Origin of the sequence: Roseovarius sp., assembly GCF_030373445.1 — a bacterium.
In the GTDB taxonomy this organism is placed as follows: Bacteria; Pseudomonadota; Alphaproteobacteria; order Rhodobacterales; family Rhodobacteraceae; genus Roseovarius.
In genome coordinates this window covers 362708-381534 of record NZ_JAUCYU010000002.1, presented here as the reverse complement: position 1 = coordinate 381534, position 18827 = coordinate 362708, and the positions used below count along the sequence as shown (strand labels likewise).

Here is an 18827-nt window from a genome sequence, read left to right as displayed (position 1 = left end):
CCCTACCGCTCGTCCGACAGCGCCTCCGGTGTCAGCGCCTCCCGGTTGGTGATCGCCGCCTGCACCCGCTCGGCCCAGAACGGCGGGCCTATCACGCCCGGATCGGTCAGCATCTCCTCCAGCTCCCACGACGACAGCCAGCGCTGCAACCAGTCCGCCAGCGCCGCGCGCCTGTCCTCCATGATGTATTTCAGCGCGTAGAGATCGAACCGCCGCCCGTTCCACGCATGACCCAAGGCGGCAAAGAACTGCATCTTGGCCACCCGCCCGACCTCCGGATCGGCGAAAAGCGAATCCGCCGCCCCCGTCACCACCTCGGTCGGCACGCCCCCTGCCGCGATGGCCTGGAACAGGTAGAAAGGCGACAGCCGGTCTTCCCCGATACCTTCCCGCGCCCCCGACGTCGCCCGCAGCCAGCCGCCATGCAGCACCATCAGTTCGGCCCACGCGTGATAGGCCGCCCTCAGCTTCAGCGGCGGAAACGCCCCTTCGGACACGGCCACCGCCCCGCCGAAACGCGTCAACTCCACCCCGATCCCCAGCGAATCCGTCTCCGCCCCCTCGGCCATCAGGTCGAGATACCGCGGCAACAGCGCCGCCAGATCGTCGAGCCTCGAGGGTACGCCATGCGCCGAATTGCTATACTCCGCGATCAGCCAGGCCTTCAGTTCCCGGCAGGGTGTGGCGATCATCTCCTGCCGCGCCTCCTCGGTCATGCAGACCGGGCAATCGCAAACCTCCAGCCCGGCCGACACCCGCTCCGGCGCCGCCGCATAGGCCGCCTCGACGCTGTCCCGCAGCGCCGCGTAATAAGGGGTTTCAACCATGCGGGACCACCTCCGACCCTTCAGATATCCCCGAAATCGCCGCCCCGGCCCTTGCCCGACGCGAACCGGCCGGCGCCTGCAACCCCCGCCGCCGCAACCTCGCCCTTGCTGCCCGCCCACTCGGCCCGCAGCGCGTCACGCTCCGACAGCCCCGCCTGTCCCCGCGCCGACCGGCGGTCGGCCCGGACACAGCTTTGCGGATATCGCGCAATGTCCCGCGCCAATGCCTCCGACCGGGCCCGCGCCTCGCCCTCCGGCACCACGTATTCGCACAAACCGATCCGCATCGCCTCGGCCGCCTCCACCTTGCGCCCGGTCAGGATCAGGTCCATCGCCCGCCCCTTGCCCACCAGCCGCGGCAGCCTGACCGTCCCCCCGTCGATCAGCGGCACGCCCCAGCGCCGGCAATACACCCCCATGAAGGCGCTTTCCTCCATCACCCGGATATCCGCCCACATCGCCAGCTCCATGCCGCCCGCCACCGCCGGCCCCGCCACCGCCGCGATCACCGGCTTCGACAGGTCCAGCCGGCTCGGCCCCATCGGCGCCATCGGCGGCGTGGGCGCGTCGGTGAAATCATAGGCATCGATGGCGTCCGGCTCCGACAGGGTCGCCGCCCGCTTCAGGTCCCACCCCGCGCAGAACGCTCCGCCTTCGCCCCAGAACACCGCCACCGCCGCGCTCTCCTCCGCCTCGAAGGCAAGGAACGCGTCGTAAAGCGCCCGTGCCGTCTCCGGATCGACCGCGTTGCGCGCCTCCATCCGTGAATTGATGACCGTCCAGACCGGCCCGTCCTTCTCGATCCTTACCACCATCCGCGTCTCTCCCATGCAGGCATTCGCAGCCTACACCGCCTCCGCGCAAATGCCAGAAGCCCCTGCGGCAAATTCTCCCTCGCCAGAAAGGCCCTTGGCATGTTATGGATAGTTTAACACTAAACTATATTGTGAGCGGAGGAGAACGCCACCCATGGCTGCCCGGAAAACCACAAAGAAGCCAAATATTTCTGCCGACGAGTTGAAACAATACTACCGCGACATGCTGCTGATCCGGCGATTCGAGGAGAAGGCCGGCCAGCTTTACGGCATGGGCCTGATCGGCGGGTTCTGCCACCTCTACATCGGCCAGGAGGCCGTGGTCGTCGGGCTCGAGGCCGCGGCAGAGGAAGGTGACAAGCGGGTCACCACCTATCGCGACCACGGCCATATGCTGGCCTGCGGGATGAACCCCGACGGCGTCATGGCCGAGCTCACGGGTCGCGAGGGCGGCTATTCCAAGGGCAAGGGCGGATCGATGCACATGTTCTCGACCGACAAGCACTTCTACGGCGGCCACGGCATCGTCGGCGCCAACGTGCCGCTCGGCGCCGGCCTCGCCTTCGCCGACAAGTACCTCGAGAACGGCCGCGTCACCTTCACCTATTTCGGCGACGGGGCGGCCAACCAGGGCCAGGTCTACGAGACCTTCAACATGGCCGCCCTGTGGAAACTGCCCGTGGTCTTCGTGATCGAGAACAACCAGTACGCCATGGGCACCTCGCAGAAACGCTCGACCTCCACCCCCGACATCTACACCCGCGGCGAGGCCTTCGGCATCCCCGGCGAGGCGGTCGACGGGATGGACGTGCTGGCCGTCAAGGAAGCCGGGCAGAAGGCGGTCAAACACTGCCGCGACGGCAAGGGCCCCTACATCCTCGAGGTCAAGACCTACCGCTACCGGGGCCACTCCATGTCGGACCCGGCCAAGTACCGGACGCGCGAGGAGGTGCAAAAGATCCGCGAGGAGAAAGACGCCATCGAACACGTGCGCGACCTGCTGCTGGCCGGTGACCACGCCACCGAGGAGGACCTCAAGGCGATCGACAAGGAAATCAAGGGCATCGTGAACGCCTCCGCCGATTTCGCCAAGGACAGCCCCGAGCCGGCGACCGAAGAGCTCTGGACAGACATCATCACCGATGTCGCCCCGCAGAACGCGTGAGAAGGAGATAAGAACGATGGCAACCGAAATTCTCATGCCCGCCCTGTCGCCGACGATGGAAGAAGGCACGCTGGCCAAGTGGCTGGTCAAGGAAGGCGATGAAGTCAGCTCGGGCGATATCCTCGCCGAGATCGAAACCGACAAGGCCACGATGGAGTTCGAGGCGGTCGACGAAGGCACGATCGGCAAGATCCTGATCGAGGAAGGCACCGAGGGCGTGAAGGTGAACACGCCTATCGCCGTGCTGCTGGAAGAGGGCGAAGACGCCTCTGACGTCGAAAGCGCAACCTCCCCCGCCGCCGCACCGGCCGAAGCCGACGACAAGGAAGACGCCAAGTCCGAGGAGAAAACCCCGGCCAAAGCTGCCGCCCCCGCCGCCCCCGAACCCGACGCCAGCCCCGACTGGCCCGAAGGCACCGAGATGAAGACCATCACCGTGCGCGAGGCCATCAATACCGCCATCGCCGAGGAGATGCGCCGCGACGACACCGTCTTCATCATGGGCGAGGAGGTGGCCGAGTACCAGGGCGCCTACAAGATCACCCAAGGCCTGCTCGACGAGTTCGGCGCCAAGCGCGTGGTCGACACCCCCATCACCGAGCACGGCTTCGCCGGCATCGGCGTCGGCGCCTCCTGGGGCGGTCTGCGGCCCATCGTCGAGTTCATGACCTTCAACTTCGCCATGCAGGCGATCGACCAGATCATCAACTCGGCGGCCAAGACGCTCTACATGTCCGGCGGGCAGATGGGCTCGCCCATCGTGTTCCGCGGCCCCAACGGCGCCGCCGCCCGCGTGGCCGCCCAGCACAGCCAGGACTACGCCGCCTGGTATGCCCAGGTCCCCGGCCTGCGCGTGGTTCAGCCCTACTCGGCCTCCGATGCCAAGGGCCTGCTGAAAACCGCCATCCGCGATCCCAACCCGGTGATCTTCCTCGAGAACGAGATCCTCTACGGCAAGAGCTTCGAGGTGCCGGTGCTGGATGATTTCACCATCCCCTTCGGCAAGGCCCGTATCGAACGCGCCGGCGACGACGTCACCATCGTCAGCTTCGGCATCGGCATGACCTACGCCATGGAGGCCGCCGCGAAGCTGGCCGAGGATGGCGTCAACGCCGAGGTCATCAACCTGCGCACCCTGCGCCCCATCGACTACGACACCGTGATCAAGTCGGTCATGAAGACCAACCGCTGCGTCACGGTCGAGGAAGGCTGGCCCGTCGCCTCCATCGGCAACCACATCTCGGCCACGCTGATGGAACGCGCCTTCGACTATCTCGACGCGCCGGTCATCAACTGCACGGGCAAGGACGTGCCGATGCCCTATGCCGCCAACCTCGAAAAGCTGGCCCTGACCTCGACCGCCGAAGTGCTCGAGGCGGTTCGCCAAGTCACCTACCGGTAAGGAGATCTAGGAATGCCTACCGAAATTCTCATGCCCGCCCTGTCTCCGACCATGGAAGAGGGCACGCTGGCCAAGTGGCTGGTCAAGGAAGGTGACACCGTCAGCTCCGGCGACCTGCTGGCCGAGATCGAGACCGACAAGGCCACGATGGAGTTCGAAGCCGTCGACGAAGGCACGATCGGCAAGATCCTGATCGAGGAAGGCACCGAGGGGGTGAAGGTCAACACCCCCATCGCCGTGCTGCTGGAAGAGGGCGAGGACGCCTCCGACATCGACACATCCGCCCCGAAATCGGCACCCGCCGGCGGCGGCAGTGCCGGCGACGACAAGGCCGAGAAACCCGCCGCCACGCCCGAAGGCGGCGGCGGTGGCGCGCCCGACGCCAAGCCCGACACCCCGGCCCCCGCCGCCCCGACCGACTCCAAGGGCGAGCGCATCTTCGCCTCCCCCCTGGCCCGCCGGATCGCCGCGCAGAAAGGGCTCGACCTCGGCCAGATCAAGGGCTCCGGCCCCCATGGCCGCATCGTCAAGGCCGACGTGGAAGACGCCAAACCCGGCGCCGCCCCTGCCAAGGCCGAGGACAAGGCCGCACCCGCCGCAGCCCCGGCCGCCGCGCCCGTCGGCCCCTCCGCCGATGCCGTCGCCGCCATGTACGAGGGCCGCGAGTACGAAGAGGTCAAGCTCGACGGCATGCGCAAGACCATCGCCGCCCGCCTGACCGAGGCCAAGCAGACTATCCCGCATTTCTACCTGCGCCGGGATATCAAGCTTGATGCGCTGCTGAAATTCCGCAGCCAGCTCAACAAGCAGCTCGAAAGCCGCGGCGTCAAACTGTCGGTCAACGACTTCATCATCAAGGCCAGCGCGCTCGCGCTTCAGGCCGTGCCGGATGCCAACGCCGTCTGGGCGGGCGACCGGGTGCTGAAGATGAAGGCCTCCGACGTGGCCGTCGCCGTGGCGATCGAGGGCGGGCTCTTCACGCCGGTGCTGAAGGATGCCGACATGAAGTCGCTCTCGACCCTCTCGGCCGAGATGAAAGATCTCGCCACCCGCGCCCGCGACCGCAAGCTCAGCCCCCAGGAATACCAGGGCGGCAGCTTTGCCATCTCCAACCTCGGCATGTTCGGGATCGACAATTTCGACGCCGTCATCAACCCGCCCCATGGCGGTATCCTTGCCGTGGGTTCGGGCGTGAAGAAACCGGTTGTCGGAGAGGATGGCGAGTTGACGGTCGCCACGGTCATGTCGGTCACCCTCTCGGTCGATCACCGGGTCATCGACGGCGCGCTCGGCGCGCAGCTTCTGGAACAGATCGTCCAGAACCTCGAGAACCCGATGCTCATGCTGGCCTGACCCGGCCGTGCGCACACAAGCCTCCCGCCACACCGGCGGGGGGCAGCGCGGCACCTAACGAAATCGTGATCGCGAACTGATGCGCCGCGGCCACCCCCGGCACACAATCTGCGCCCTTCTATCGACTTCCCCCACCGCCGAGACTAGCTTCCCGGGAAAGTGCCAACGACGATTGGATTCCGTGTACATGATCTCGACCGCCAAACGGTTTGCCACCGTTCCGCTTCTCCTGCTTGCCATGGGGTGCGTCGACGCACCCAACGATGTGCGCGCGCCCGTTACCTCGGCCAGCTTCTCGGACAACGTGAACAGCCTCGCCCCCGGCAGCAGCACGGCAACGAATGGCACGCTCAGGGAAATCGAAACCGCCACCGGCACCCGCAAGGTACGCACCGTTCCGGCCCCCAAGCTGTTCGACCAGGCGTTCCGCGATGCCTCGGCCCAGAAACACGCCGCCGAAATCGACAAGCTGCGGCAGGCCTTCCTCAACCTCGGCCCCGGCGTCGACCCCGAGGAAGCGGCCCGCGCCGCCCGCGTCGTCTACACCTATGTCGACCAGCTCGTCATCGAGTACCAGATCGAGGACAGCAGCCCTCTGGCCCACAACACCAAGGTCAATTTCGGCCAGAAACCCCGCGGCCTGTGCTGGCACTGGGCACATGACCTCGACATTCGCCTGCAGATGGAACGGTTCAAGACGCTCGAGATTCACCGCGCCATCGCCAATTACAACAACCTCCGGCTCGAGCATTCGAGCACGATCCTCGGCCGCCGCGGCGACCGGATGGAAGACAGCATCGTCCTCGACCCGTGGCGCAACGCCGGCGACCTGTTCTGGGAAATCGTCCGCAAGGACACCCGCTACAACTGGACCCCGCGCGACGAGGTCTTCGCCTACAAGCGCGCCCAGAAGAAACGGGAAGCCGAGAAGACGGCCCTCAACTCGACCTTCTGATTTCCTAAAGGACCCGACACGACAAAGCCCCGGACATCCTCCGGGGCTTTATTGTTTTCCAGGAATGACACGCTGCCAGAGGCCCGGACCACGCCCGGGACGTAACCATTTTCAGCGTACGCCCAGCAACTGGTCCATGTTCACCGAGGGCTGGTCGCACCCCGCCTCGCCCACGATCTTCGCGGGCACGCCGGCCACGGTCTTGCACGGCGGCACTTCCTGCAGCACCACCGACCCCGCGGCGATCCGGCTGCAATGGCCGATCTTGATGTTGCCCAGCACCTTTGCGCCCGCCCCGATCAGCACACCGTCGCCGATCTTCGGATGCCGGTCCTGCTCTTCCTTGCCGGTCCCGCCCAGCGTGACCGAATGCAGCATCGACACGTTGTCACCCACCACCGCCGTCTCGCCGATGACGATCGAATGGGCATGGTCGATCATGATCCCCTTGCCGATCCGGGCGGCCGGGTGGATATCCACGCCAAAGACTTCCGAACCGCGCATCTGGAAGAATCGCGCCATGTCGCGCCGCCCCTTCCGCCACAGCCAATGCGCCACGCGGTAGGCCTGGATCGCCTGGAACCCCTTGAAGAACAGCATCGGCAGCAGGAACCGGTCGCAGGCCGGATCGCGGTCATAGACCGCCACGATATCGGCCCGCGCCGCCAGCCCTAGGCTGTCGTCGTCGGCATAGGCCATGTCGCAGATTTCCCGCAGGATCTGCTCGGACATCTCGTTCGAGGTCAGCTTCATCGACACCCTGTAAGCCAGCGCCGATTCCAGTGTCTTGTGATGCATGATCGAAGAATGCACGACCCCGCCCAGAAGCGGTTCATGCTCGACGGATTCTTCGGCCTCGGACCGGATCCGGGCCCAGACCGGGTCGAGCTCGGCCAGTTTGGTACGGGTTTCAGCCATGTCATTGCTCCTCATGGGCATGCCGGACTATACCATTTAGGCACGGCGCGTAAAATGCAAAGGCGTGATGGGAGCTTTCACAAGAATGAATGAAGAAAGCCAGAAATCCTTTCGCGACCTGATCGCCACGCGGCTGGCCGAACTGGACGCGGAGGACCAGATGGGCGAAGCGGGCCAGGCCACGGTCGAACTCGACCAACAGGCCGTCGGCCGGCTGAGCCGCATGGACGCCCTGCAAAACCAGGCGATGGCCCGGGCCAATGCCACCCGCCGGAAGACCGAACGCGCCCGGCTGCAGGCGGCCCTCGCCCGAATGGACGAGGGCGAGTTCGGCTATTGCGAGGATTGCGGCGACGCCATCGCGCTCGCCCGCCTGCAGCTCGACCCCGCCGCCACCCGCTGCGTCGACTGCGCCAGCGGGTAACGACACCCGGTTCCTCCCCGTCCCGGCCCCCGAGCCGGGACCTCACCCCGCCGTTGGGTGGGTGCAAACCCACCTCCCTGACGGCAAAAGCGAGCGTTGGGTTACCTACGCCACCAGCCCCAACACCCCGAACCGCCCCGCGCCAACCAGCGCGGAAACCTGCGCCACCCGCAGCTCGAACGCCCCCGCAAGCCCGTCCGCGCCCTGCTGCGCCGCCGTGTAAATCCAGCCCGGCGCGCTCACCATCTCCTCGCGCAGCACGCTCTCCCCCTGCACGACGCGCACCAAATACCGCTCCGCCTCCTCGCCCAGCGGCACCTCCGGCGTCTCCCACCGGTCGCCCCCGATCCGCGTCCGCCGCACCCAGCCGAACGCCATGTCCGCCCCGGGTACCCCGCTCACGGACAAATGCACAGGGCTCAACGGCCGCAACCCCGCGCCCTCGAAGGCCAGCACCGTATGCACATAGGCCGCGTCATCCACCGGCCGGTTCGCCGGCCCCACCCGGTAATGCCGCGCCTGCCCGATCTGCCCCTCGGACAGCCCGATCTGCCGCGGCGTCCCGTCCAGACGCACGAGGTAAGACCCCGCGGGCCAGACCGTCTCCACCTCCGTGCCCAACTGCCCGCGCAGCCGGTGCCCGATCTCGTAGGTATCCACCCCCACCAGCGCTGCATCGCGAAACTGGGCCAATTCCCAGCCCCCCGGGCTGCCATCCCCGATGGCACACAAGTTCGCCCCCGACAGCAACCGGCTTTCACCCACGCTCTCCAGCCCGCCATGCAGCATCCGCACCCGAAGCGCCGGCCCCCGGTCGAACACCCCCGCCTGCGCCGGCAGCAACGCGCTCTCCGTCACGCCGATCGGCGTCCGCGCCTCAAGCACCTGGTCCAGCCGGAAATCCTCGCCCCCGTCCGCCACGTAAACCGCCGCCGAGCCCGGCCAGGGCCGCGCCGTCACCGCCACATGCGGGGCATGCGGCACCTCCTCGCCGGTCATCAGCGGCAGGTCGACGAAGAAGGGCGTCACCGGCGCCGGCGCATCGAACCCGCGCAACGGCCCCACCTCCGGGTCAACCAGCACCGGACGGTAGCACTCCGGCTCGATCCGGATCGCCTCCAACTTCTGCGCATGCGACAGCATCTCGACCCGGTCCACCCGGAAATGCCCCTGCCCGCCCTCTTCGGGCAAGGCGATCACGTCCCCCGCGCCAACCGCCAGCCGTGACCGCGGCAGCGTCAACCGCACCATGTCCGTCGCCACCCGCGATTCCGACAGCCAGCGCTCCACCGTCTGCCGCCCCTCGGCCCGCGTCATCGCCAGCGGGATCTCCGAGGTCGAGACCGTCGCGTCATCCACGCCCAGCACCGCCTCTTCCGCGATCACGTCGTAATCCGCCCCCGCTTCGATGAAGCGCAGCCTGACCCGGCCCGCCAGCTCCACCTCGCTCCCACGCACCTCCTCGATCGCACCGTCGCGCTCGTCATCGCGCACCACGCGGTCCACATCGACCACGTGATCCGCCAGCCCGTCCCTTTGCCGGAAGACCAACGCGCCCCCGCGCTCCACCGCATCGAACCCATAGCGCAACGCCAAAGGCTGCAACGCCGCCCGCGGCTCGGCCACCTGCTCCACCAGGTAGCCGCGCACATGCCCGTGCAGCCCGCCCGTGTCGCAATCCTCCAGCCCCGCCCGGCCGCAGATCTCCTCCACCACCGAGGCCAGCCGCCACGCGGTCACCCGCCCGGTGATCCAGTGCCCCCGCAGGTAATTCTCCCCGTCCTTCCACAGCTCGACGTCATTGGGAAAAAACGGATAGGGCCGCGCATCCCACGCCCAGGCATAGGCATGCGCCATATCCACCATCGGCCCGCCATACGCCTCCGACACCGGGTTATTCTCCGGATCGCCCCAGAAACCCGCCATCGCCCGCAGGTACTGGAACTGGATCAGTTCGTCCTGCTGCCCGTTCGAGAAATGCGGCGCAGAACTTTCCGACGATTTCGGATCGAGGAACTTGTTGGGCTGGTTCGTCCCCTTGTCGATGGCGGCGCAGCCATACTCCGTAAAGCGAACAGGCTTCGACCCCGGCACCCACGCCGTGGGCAACTCGGCCCTGACACCGCCCACCCGGTCGTGATGCGCGTTCTCCCACCAGCCACGGATATCCTTGTACCGCCACACCCACGGCTCGCCATGCGCCCCGTCGGTGATCGGCGTCCGGATCTGCGCCTCCCGCGCGGTGTCGGAATGGTAGTACCAGTCATACCCCTCGCCCCCGGCGACATTGCCCATCAGGTAGTCGATGTCATAAATCGCCCCGGCCCCGGCATCCGCATGATCCGCCCCATCCCGCCAATCCGACAGCGGCATGTAATTGTCGATTCCGATGAAATCGATGTTGTCATCCGCCCAGAGCGGGTCGAGATGAAAGAACCGATCGCCGCTGCCATCCTGCGGCGCATAGCCGAAATACTCCGACCAGTCGGCGGCATAGCTGATCTTCACCTCCGGCCCAAGGATCGCCCTGACCTCCGCCGCCAGCGCCACCAGATGCGCCACAGCCGGAAAGCTGTTCCCTTCCCCCCGGATCGTGGTCAGCCCGCGCATTTCCGAGCCGATACAGAAGCTCTCCACGCCGCCCGCCTTCAGGCACAGCATCGCCTGGTGCAGGATGAACCGACGATAGCTCCACTCGTCGGGGCCATCATACAGCACCGGGCTGTTCACCACCGGCCCGGTATAGGCCAGCGGCGCATAGGCCAGGTTCTCCCCGCCCTCGCTGAACTCTTCCTCGACCTCTTCCTCGGGCGCCAGCGCGAAATCCGCCGCACTCGCCGTGCCGAAAAACGCGTCCACCTCGGCCGCCGCCGCCGCACTCCCGTCCGGGCTGCCCTCGCCCCCCGGCGCGACCGACGTGGTGATCCGCCCCCGCCACGGCAGAACCGGCTGCTCTTCCCCGCCATAGGGGTCGCCCAACCCGTTCCCCGCCAGCTGATCCATCAGGATGAAGGGATAATACATCACCTCCTGCCCGGCCGCCTTCAGCGCGGCAATCGCCTCCAATACCGACTGGTCCGTCGGCGTGCCCCCGTAAACCGGCGCGCCCTCCTCGCCGCGCGGCACCAGCTCGGCGCTCGACCGAGTCAGCCCCGCCACCTGCCAGGGCCGGCCGAACCCGTCGGCAGTGTCCCGTTCCACCTTGGGCCGCACCGTGCACGCGCCACACCGCAGGTCATCCCCGAACCAGCTCACGACCAGGCTCACCGCCCGGCAGGCCGGCAACTCCCCCTGCAACTGCTCCAGCGCGACGTTGAAATCGCCCTTCGCCGCCGGCGTCGAAACGTTGGAAAAGGCCGATTCCAGGATGCTGACCCCCGCCTTCACCTCTTCCGTCGACAGCACGTACTCCCCGCTCCCCGGCAGCATCGCCACCCCGCGCACCGCATGCGCCGGGTCCAGCTCCGCGCCCGGCAACTCCACCGGCGCCGGGCGCAGCACCTCGAAGGTGAATTGCGGCACCCGGTTGCCATACTCCGTCAGGTCCAGATCCTCGATCACCACGTAAGCCGTGCCGCGATAGGCCGGCACCGTGCCCGCCCCCTCGACCGCCTCGATCTTCGGGTCCGGCAACTGGTCCCGCGACCCGGGATAGACCCGCATGGTCAGTGCATCCCGCGCCAGCTCCACCCCATCGGCCCAGATCCTGCCGACATGGCCGATCTCCCCCTCGCACAGCGAAATCGCAAGGCTCACCGAATAGCTGTAGCTCACCTGCGTGGGCGCCGGCGGCCCGCCCTTGCCGCTGCCTCCCGACACCGCCTTCGTCTCGCGGAACTCCGTGGCCCAGATGACATTCCCCGCCACCCGCATCCGCCCATGCACCCGCGCAATCGCGTCGCCCTCACCCGTCCCGGTCAGGCGCAGCCGGCTCACCCGGCCGGTCTCCACCACGTCCGAGCCCTGCCCCAGAAGTCGCTGGTCGATCGACCGCCCGATCATCGCCCCGGCAAACCGGCCCACGGCGGCCATCGACAGGCCAAGCACGGTGCCGCCGATCGAGCCGCCGATCGCGGCCCCGGCCGCGGAAAGCAGAATTGTCGCCATGGTCTATACTCCTTGCGGAAATGCGAAACGGGCCACGATCCGGCGCCGCCACGGCGCGCTCAACGGGCTTTCCACCACGCCATGACCCGAATAGGCGTGAATGAAACTGGCGCCCTCGCCGCACCCGGCCTGAAACCCGAGGTGCTTGGCCACCGCCCCCTCGCGCATCCGGAACAGCAAAAGGTGGCCCGGCGCCTCGGCGCCCGCCTCCACCGGCACGAAATGCCTCAGCGCCGCGCGCCAAAGCCGTTCCTGGCCACACGCCTCGGCCCAGTCGAAGCTATAGGCCGGCACCGCTTCCGGCTCCGCCCCCCTCATCTCGCGCCAAACGCCTCGCACCAGCCCGAGGCAATCCGCCCCCGCTCCCCGGCACGATGCCTGGTGCCGGTACGGCGTCCCGATCCACGCCCGCGCCGCCCGCACCACCTCATCTCCCGGTCCGCTCATCGCCGGCTCCCGCCATCCAGCCGACCCGCCCGGCTCGGATCGGTATAGGACCAGTCATCGCCCGGAATATCCGGAAATCCCCGGAAATTCAGGAAGTTGTTGAACTTGAACCGACAGGTCTCCGCCCGCTTGTCGCACCCGGCCACCAGTCGCGCCACATCCCCCGCGGCCACGCCCGCGCGCAGCGGATGCCACAGCTCCACGACCCGCTCGCCGCCCTCGATCCAGTCCCGCTTCACCGGGCCGGTCAACCCCTCCGCGACCCCATCCAGCATCGTCAGCGACCCGAAGCGAAACCACCCGTCCTCGACCTGGTCCAGCCCGGCAAAGCGAAACACCCGCCGTTCCTCGACCGACGACAGCGCCGCCTCCACCGTGTAATCCGGCGTCCCCAAATCGAACCCACAGGCCCGATCCCCCAGCACAGCCCCGCAAGGCTTCTGATAGACCCGCCCCTCCGGCTGGTTCAGCACATCCGTCAACCCCCGAAGCTCCGCCTCGAAGGCCCCGCCACTGCGCCGCATCTCGCCGATCCGCCCGCGAAACAGCAGCTGCCGCTGGCTCACATCCTGCCAGTTCACCAGCCACGCCCGCACCTCGGCCCCGTCATAGCGCCCGGCCTCGATATCCACCTCGCTTATCGCGGCATCGCTCAGCGCGCCCATCGCCTCGGTATTGTCCACCGACAGCCCCGTCGTCTGCTGCAACGCCAGCGCGCTCAGGCCCGTATCGGCCCGAAACGCAATCCCCTCGAACGACAGCGCCCCGTCATGATCGGTAAACCCCATCACCACGCCATCGCCCCGCGTCACCGCCCAGCAATGGCACAGCGTCGTGTGCCCGCCCTCCAGATGCGCCTGAAGCCCCTCACCCAGCCCGCTCATACCCGCACCTCCACCACCGGCACGCTCGGCACTTCCCCGGCCTGGAAACTGGCCAGGCTGGTCTCGATTCGGTCCGTCGCGAACCTGACCGGCACGTCGAACTCGAACCCGGCCCGGATCTCGGCGTCCGCATTCGGCGGATGTTGGAACGTCACCATCCCGGTGGCCGTATCCACCTCGAAATGCACGCCTTCCTGCTGCGGCACATCCCCCAGCGCCACCTGCACGGTGCCCGCCACCGGCTTGCAGATCGGCCGCTCATAGACCTGCTGCCCCGACCGGTACCGCTTCACCAGCTGGAACGCCGCCGTCACGTCGTCGCCCACGGCAATCACCTGGTCCTCGGGGCCGGGCTCCGCCTTCGCCCCGCTCGACTTGTAATCGGTCCAGTCCTTCCACCGGAACCCGAACACCTGCCCCTGCCGCGCCTCGAAGAACGCGATCAGCGCCTCGATATCGTCGAGACTGCGCAGCGCCACCCCCGCATCGTACCGCCGCCGCGAATGCCGCCAGGGCGTGTTGCGCTCCTCGAACCCGTTGGCCAGCGTCACAACATCCGTCCTGCGCTCCGGCCCGCCGACCGAGCCGAAACTCAGCGACGCCGGAAACCGTACCTCGTGAAACATCTCTCTTCCCCCTTAACGATTGCGGCTGCCGCGCCCGATGGCCCGGCCCAGCTCGGCGGCAATCTGCCCCCGGCTCCGGCGGAACCCCTCGGCATCGGGCGTCGTGATGTTCATCACCACGCTGACGGCTCGCCCGCCCTGCGCGGCGACCCCCAGCTTGCCATCCGCAGCGGCATGATCGCCTCCGGCCCGGCCTCGCCCATCAGCCCGGTGCCCCCGCGCATCGGGAACGTCACCGGCCCGCTGACGATCCCGCCACTGGCAAAGGGCATCACCCGGCCTTGCGCGAAACTCCCGCCCTTCTCGAAGGGGGAAAACCCGCCCACCATCGCGCCCACGCCATTGGCGATCAGCCCGCCGATATGGCTCGTCACCGGCCGCATCGCCGCGTTGAACGCCGCGTTGATCATCGAATTCGCCAGGTTGTGCAGCGCATCCGACAGGCTGTCGCCCTCCAGCACCGCGCCCCGGATCGCCTTGTTCAGCCCCCGACTGATCCCGCGCTCCAGCGTCGCCACATCCTGCCCCGTGCCCGCGAACGTGTCCCGCACCCGTGCCAGCTCGCCATTGAACGCCGCCGCCATCTCCGTGGCCTGCCCAAGGCTCTCTTCCATCGCCTCGACCTGCAGGTCGAAATCGTCCATCCGCTCACCCGTCTCCATTTCGCTCCCCCTCGCCATCGGGATAGGCCCGCATCAACTCGTCCAGCCGCCCCCGCATCAGCGGCGCCACGCCCCCCGGCCTGCCCAGCATCAGCTCCAGCTCCGCCGGCGTCAGCGCCCAGAACTCCCAAGGCTTCAGCCCCAGCCCCCGCATCCCCGCCCGCATCAGCGCGGGCCAGTCGACGCCACTCATCCCGCCCCCTCGGGCAGCATGAACGCCCGCGCCAGCAACTCCGCCGCCGCCCGTGCCGCGCCCACCGGCCCGCCCTCGATCTCGGCCGCCACCAGGTCACCGGCCCGCCCCTGCCAGCCGCCCCCTCGCAAACCGGCCACGATCAGCGCCAACACATCCCGCGTCGAAAACGCACCGCCCTCGAACCGCTCCACCAGCTCCACCAGCGTCCCGGTCTCCAGCGCCGCCTCCAGCTCCGCCAGCGCCCCCAGCGTCAGCTTGAGAACATGCCGCTCCCCGCCGATCACCAGCGCCACCTCGCCGCTCCAGGGGTTGGCCCCGCCCGCCATCAGGCCGCCGTGAAGGTCAGCTGCCCGGCCGAGGCAAGCGACAACTCGTACGTCGCCTCGCCGTCATGGGTGCCCGCATACTCGATGCTGCCCACCTGGAACGGTCCCTCGACCACCCCGAAATCCGGGATCACCACCTGGAAATCCGGCGTCTCCCCGTCGAAGAAAATCTGCCGCGCCCGCTCGTCGCTCGCCTCGTCGCGGAAAATCCCCGACCCGCTGATCGCCGCCGACTTCACCCCGGCGCCGGCCAAAAGCTCCCGCCAGCCCCCCGCCGATTCAAGGCTCGTCACGTCCACGCTCTCGGCGTTGAAGCTCACCCTTGTCGCCCGCAGCCCCGCCACCGTCTCGAAATTGCCCGTGCCCGTCAGGTCGATCTTGACCAGCAGGTCCTTGCCGTTCTGCACTGCCATAACTCTCTCTCCGAAGTTGAATTGGTCCCCGTAGGCCGGGCTTCAGCCCGGCACGCTCACGTCTCTTCCACCCGCGCCCGAAAGGTCAGATCGATCCGCCGCAGGTTCCCGCTCCCCTCCCGCCGGGCCCGCGCCCGCCAGAAATGCAGCGCCACCAGCCGGCCCCGGGAAAGGCTCATCTCCGCATCCACCAACGCATCGCTGACCGCCGTCGCCACCTGCTTTGCGGCATGAAACCCCGTCCCGTCCGACACGACCGACACGGTAAACCGGTGCCACGCGCCCTGACCCGACCCATCGGCCCGCGCCCGCGCATCCTCAGAGCCCAGCACCACGTACAAGGCCGGCACCGTCCCCGACGGCAGCGCGTCATACACCGCCCCGCCCACCAGCGCCGCCACCGCCGCATCTTCGCTCAGCCTCTCGAACACGGCCTCCTGCAACGCCGCCGCCATCCCGTAGCTCATAGCGCCACCTCCTCCTCGGCAAAGCAGGTCAGGTACCGCCCGCCCTTATCCGCCTCGGCCACCGCCCGGATGGCGAAAACCCGTGTCCCGTCGCGCAACCGCTGCCCCGGCACCGGGCGCGACACCGCCCCCACCGGCGCCGCCCGCACGATGATCCGGTAAGGCGCCACCGATACCCCCGCCGTCTCGCCCCGCGCATCCCGGCCCGTGCGGGCGCTGATATCGGCCCACAGCGTGCCAAGCGCCGCCCAGCTCTCGCTCCAGCCGCCCGCGCCATCGGCCACCCGCTCGGGTGCCTCCAGCATCAGCTGCCGATTCAACCGCACCGGCCCCATCACGCCGACCCCATGAAAAGCCGCATGCTCCGGTACCGCTCGATCAGGCTGGTCACGCCGAACGGCATGCACCCCCCGCCCAACGCGGTCTCGTGCCGGTATTCGTGGTAATGCGCCGCCAGCAGCAGCACCGCCTGGCCCAGGTCGGCCGGCAGCCCGCCCCACTCCTCCGCCATCCCGGCGGTGAAGGAGATCACGGCACTCCCCCCGGCCGGAATCGCCGGCAACAGCGCGCCCACGGGACGCAACACCGGCCGCACCGCGCTCTCCTCCAGCCGGTAATCTCCGGCCTCCACCGCGCTCTCCGAGCCACCCGCATCGCGCATCACCACCCCGGTAATCCCCGTGACAGGCGCAATCGGCATCACCTGTCCGGTCTCGTCGCGCCACGCCGACAGCGTCCATGTGAACGCCCGCTCGATCAGCGCCTTGCCGGTGCGCGCCTCGATGGCCCCGATGGCCGCCCGCAGGAACCCTTCCAGCGCCGCATCCTGAACATCGCCGTCGGAAAACCCGGTGCCCAGCCGCAGGTGGGCCTTGAACTTCTCGACGGGCAGCGCGGCCAGTGCCACCGGTGAATCTTCGATCAAAATCATGGACCTACTCCAGGAACTTCAAGCCCGTCGCGCGGCAATCCCGCGCCCATCAGGCGGGGGCCGGTGCCCCCGCCCGCCTCGTCTCGCGATCAGGACAGGCCGAACTTCAGCAGCTTGATCGCGGCAAAGTCGCTTACATCCCCGCCCACGCGCTTGGTGGCGTAGAACAGGACATGCGGCTTGGCGCTGAACGGGTCGCGCAGCACGCGCAGGTCCGGACGCTCGGCGATGGTGTAGCCGGCGTTGAAATCACCGAACGCAATCGCCATCGCATCGCTCGCGATATCCGGCATGTCCTCGGCAATCAGAACCGGGTAGCCCAGCAGCCGCGCCGGCTCCCCGGCGGCCAGCCCGTCCGACCAAAGGAACCGCCCGTCGGCATCCTTCAGCTTGCGCACGGCGCCCGCGGTCTTTGAGTTCATCACGAAGGTCCCGTTCGCCCGGTACTGCGCCCCCAGCGCATAGACCAGGTCGATGATCGCCTCACCCCCGTCGAACCCGCCATCGACGCCGGTCGCCACATAGCCCAGGTTGTCCCAAGCCCAGGACGCATCATCGACGATGGTATGGGTCAGGAACCCGACCGGCTTGTCGCTGCCGTCGCCGTTGATGAAGGCATCGGCCTCGGCCCGCGCGAACTTGTCCGCGATCCGCCCCGCCAGCCACGCCTCGATATCGAAGGCGCTGTCATCCAGCAGCCGCTGGCTCGCCTTCGGCAGCGCCGACAGCTCGTGCAGCGGAATGGTGATCCGGTCGATGGTCGGCGTGCCGGTCTCGCTCACGCTGCCGCTCTCCGTGGCCCAGCCGTGGCCCACGTCCGAATGGTCGATCAGCACGTCGAACGAGGTGGCCTCCACCTGCACCACGTTGGCAATCGCCCGGATCGACGCGGTCGAGGCCAGCGTGCTCTTGATCACATCCGCCGTCTGCGGATCCACCAGGTAACCGCCATCGCCCGCAACGGCAGTGCTCATCGCCTTGCTCTCCATCTCCAGCCCGCGCAGGGCGTCATCGTCGCCCGAGCGCAGGTAGGCGTCGAACGCCTTCTGATGCGGCGCGGCGCCCGTCTCGGCGGCGGCCAGGACCGGGCGCTTCAGCCCGGAAGATTTGCGTTCCATCTTCGTCATCTGCTCTTCCTGTTTCTCGATCCGTTGTTGAATGTCGGCCTGAAAGCTTTTGAATTCGCTCACGAAACCCGACACGGCGTTCTTCACCTCGGCGACCGGAGACGCATCTTCCCCGGCCCGAGACTGTGTCCCGGTCTTGCTCATCGCTTGTCCTCGTGGATTGTGGTGGTTTCCGGCGCGCCTAACCCCGCGCCAACTCCCGGCGCGCGTCGTCGAAGACCCGCGCCAACTCACGCATGTGTGGCGCATCCGGGGTCTCCCCCTTCGCCCCCACCCGCGCACTGGGCAGCATCGGGAACGTCACCAGCGACACCTCCCACAGCTCCAGTTCCTGCAAGAGCCTGCGGCCCTTCTCGTTCTTCACGGCCTTCACCGTCCGGTACCCGATGCTCAGCCCGTCAATCGCCCCCTCGGCGATCAGCGCGGCGGCCTCCCTGGCCCGCGCCACCTGCTCCAGCAACCGGCCCTTGACGTAAAGACCCCGCTCATCCTCGCGCACCTCGTCCCACACGCCGATCGGCTGGGCGGGGTCATGCTGCCACAGCATCTTCACCTGCCGCCCCTCGTCGCGAAGCCGCTTGAGGGAGGCCGCATAGGCCCCCTTCACCACGATATCGCCACCCCGGTCGCGGTCGCCAAAGAGGCTCGCATAGCCCTCGATCACCGCCCCGTCCTGCACCGCCAGCTCGCCCTCGACCCGGCAGAACTTCCGTTCCAACTGCCCATCCATCGCCATCACCTTTCCCATCTTGCGACCTTCGCCGCTCGTCACCCCGTGCCCC

At 67.9% G+C, this 18827-nt stretch carries 20 protein-coding genes and 1 pseudogene; 5 read left to right on the top strand and 16 right to left on the bottom strand.

The features are described 5' to 3' along the window. Positions 1 to 2: 2 nt before the first annotated feature. Positions 3 to 827: a hypothetical protein gene (locus QUV18_RS05405; RefSeq protein WP_300892408.1), complete on the bottom strand. Its 825-nt coding sequence runs from the start codon at positions 825 to 827 to the stop codon at positions 3 to 5. A 20-nt stretch (positions 828 to 847) separates the two neighbouring features. Next, positions 848 to 1657: a crotonase/enoyl-CoA hydratase family protein gene (locus QUV18_RS05400; protein WP_300892407.1), complete on the bottom strand. Its 810-nt coding sequence runs from the start codon at positions 1655 to 1657 to the stop codon at positions 848 to 850. 139 nt (positions 1658 to 1796) lie between these two features. Between QUV18_RS05400 and pdhA the strand changes: the two genes are divergently transcribed. The 4 genes from pdhA (at position 1797) to QUV18_RS05380 (ending at position 6517) form a co-directional block, all read left to right on the top strand. After that, positions 1797 to 2807, top strand: coding sequence for a pyruvate dehydrogenase (acetyl-transferring) E1 component subunit alpha (pdhA, locus tag QUV18_RS05395; protein ID WP_300892406.1), 1011 nt, complete (start codon positions 1797 to 1799; stop codon positions 2805 to 2807). Between the two features lie 16 nt (positions 2808 to 2823). After that, positions 2824 to 4209 carry a pyruvate dehydrogenase complex E1 component subunit beta gene (locus tag QUV18_RS05390; protein WP_300892405.1) on the top strand — a complete coding sequence of 462 codons (1386 nt, stop codon included), beginning with the start codon at positions 2824 to 2826 and terminating at the stop codon, positions 4207 to 4209. Positions 4210 to 4221: 12 nt separating this feature from the next. Further along, on the top strand, positions 4222 to 5562 hold the full coding sequence (locus tag QUV18_RS05385) for a pyruvate dehydrogenase complex dihydrolipoamide acetyltransferase (protein WP_300892404.1): 1341 nt from the start codon (positions 4222 to 4224) through the stop codon (positions 5560 to 5562). Positions 5563 to 5749: 187 nt separating this feature from the next. Continuing rightward, positions 5750 to 6517: a hypothetical protein gene (locus QUV18_RS05380; protein WP_300892403.1), complete on the top strand. Its 768-nt coding sequence runs from the start codon at positions 5750 to 5752 to the stop codon at positions 6515 to 6517. A gap of 111 nt (positions 6518 to 6628) precedes the next feature. Here QUV18_RS05380 and cysE read toward each other — a convergent pair whose 3' ends face one another. Further along, complete coding sequence (gene cysE / locus QUV18_RS05375) at positions 6629 to 7435, bottom strand: serine O-acetyltransferase (RefSeq protein ID WP_300892402.1); 807 nt, start codon at positions 7433 to 7435, stop codon at positions 6629 to 6631. An 85-nt stretch (positions 7436 to 7520) separates the two neighbouring features. Between cysE and QUV18_RS05370 the strand changes: the two genes are divergently transcribed. Next, positions 7521 to 7859 carry a TraR/DksA family transcriptional regulator gene (locus tag QUV18_RS05370; RefSeq protein ID WP_300892401.1) on the top strand — a complete coding sequence of 113 codons (339 nt, stop codon included), beginning with the start codon at positions 7521 to 7523 and terminating at the stop codon, positions 7857 to 7859. A 105-nt stretch (positions 7860 to 7964) separates the two neighbouring features. On the opposite strand, the gene QUV18_RS05365 is transcribed toward QUV18_RS05370, so the two are convergent. The 13 genes and pseudogenes from QUV18_RS05365 to QUV18_RS05305 all read right to left on the bottom strand — a co-directional run bounded on the left by QUV18_RS05365 (position 7965) and on the right by QUV18_RS05305 (position 18781). Beyond that, positions 7965 to 11966, bottom strand: a complete 4002-nt coding sequence (locus QUV18_RS05365; RefSeq protein WP_300892400.1) for a glycoside hydrolase TIM-barrel-like domain-containing protein — start codon at positions 11964 to 11966, stop codon at positions 7965 to 7967. A 3-nt stretch (positions 11967 to 11969) separates the two neighbouring features. Further along, positions 11970 to 12413 carry a peptidase gene (locus QUV18_RS05360; protein WP_300892399.1) on the bottom strand — a complete coding sequence of 148 codons (444 nt, stop codon included), beginning with the start codon at positions 12411 to 12413 and terminating at the stop codon, positions 11970 to 11972. Continuing rightward, positions 12410 to 13297, bottom strand: coding sequence for a DUF2163 domain-containing protein (locus tag QUV18_RS05355; RefSeq protein ID WP_300892398.1), 888 nt, complete (start codon positions 13295 to 13297; stop codon positions 12410 to 12412). The genes QUV18_RS05360 and QUV18_RS05355 overlap by 4 nt, the downstream gene beginning before the upstream one ends. Continuing rightward, positions 13294 to 13923 (bottom strand): DUF2460 domain-containing protein, encoded by a 630-nt coding sequence (locus tag QUV18_RS05350; protein ID WP_300892397.1) that lies wholly within the window; start codon positions 13921 to 13923, stop codon positions 13294 to 13296. The genes QUV18_RS05355 and QUV18_RS05350 overlap by 4 nt, the downstream gene beginning before the upstream one ends. Before the next feature lie 12 nt (positions 13924 to 13935). After that, positions 13936 to 14585: pseudogene (locus QUV18_RS05345) on the bottom strand (phage tail tape measure protein). After that, the gene (locus tag QUV18_RS05340) at positions 14572 to 14778 is read right to left on the bottom strand and encodes a rcc01693 family protein (RefSeq protein ID WP_300892396.1); all 207 of its coding nucleotides are present in this window, start codon (positions 14776 to 14778) and stop codon (positions 14572 to 14574) included. Before QUV18_RS05340 ends, QUV18_RS05345 begins: the two are co-directional and overlap by 14 nt. Continuing rightward, positions 14775 to 15107: a gene transfer agent family protein gene (locus tag QUV18_RS05335; protein ID WP_300892395.1), complete on the bottom strand. Its 333-nt coding sequence runs from the start codon at positions 15105 to 15107 to the stop codon at positions 14775 to 14777. The genes QUV18_RS05340 and QUV18_RS05335 overlap by 4 nt, the downstream gene beginning before the upstream one ends. Next, positions 15107 to 15520 carry a phage major tail protein, TP901-1 family gene (locus tag QUV18_RS05330; RefSeq protein WP_064258474.1) on the bottom strand — a complete coding sequence of 138 codons (414 nt, stop codon included), beginning with the start codon at positions 15518 to 15520 and terminating at the stop codon, positions 15107 to 15109. The genes QUV18_RS05335 and QUV18_RS05330 overlap by 1 nt, the downstream gene beginning before the upstream one ends. Before the next feature lie 56 nt (positions 15521 to 15576). After that, positions 15577 to 15987 (bottom strand): DUF3168 domain-containing protein, encoded by a 411-nt coding sequence (locus QUV18_RS05325; RefSeq protein ID WP_300892394.1) that lies wholly within the window; start codon positions 15985 to 15987, stop codon positions 15577 to 15579. Then, positions 15984 to 16322, bottom strand: a complete 339-nt coding sequence (locus QUV18_RS05320; RefSeq protein WP_300892393.1) for a head-tail adaptor protein — start codon at positions 16320 to 16322, stop codon at positions 15984 to 15986. The genes QUV18_RS05325 and QUV18_RS05320 overlap by 4 nt, the downstream gene beginning before the upstream one ends. Beyond that, positions 16322 to 16918: a hypothetical protein gene (locus tag QUV18_RS05315; protein ID WP_300892392.1), complete on the bottom strand. Its 597-nt coding sequence runs from the start codon at positions 16916 to 16918 to the stop codon at positions 16322 to 16324. The genes QUV18_RS05320 and QUV18_RS05315 overlap by 1 nt, the downstream gene beginning before the upstream one ends. Before the next feature lie 89 nt (positions 16919 to 17007). Then, positions 17008 to 18189, bottom strand: coding sequence for a phage major capsid protein (locus QUV18_RS05310; protein ID WP_300892391.1), 1182 nt, complete (start codon positions 18187 to 18189; stop codon positions 17008 to 17010). A gap of 37 nt (positions 18190 to 18226) precedes the next feature. Continuing rightward, a complete protein-coding gene (locus QUV18_RS05305) occupies positions 18227 to 18781 on the bottom strand; it encodes an HK97 family phage prohead protease (protein ID WP_300892658.1) in 555 nt (184 codons plus the stop codon). Positions 18782 to 18827: the final 46 nt, after the last annotated feature.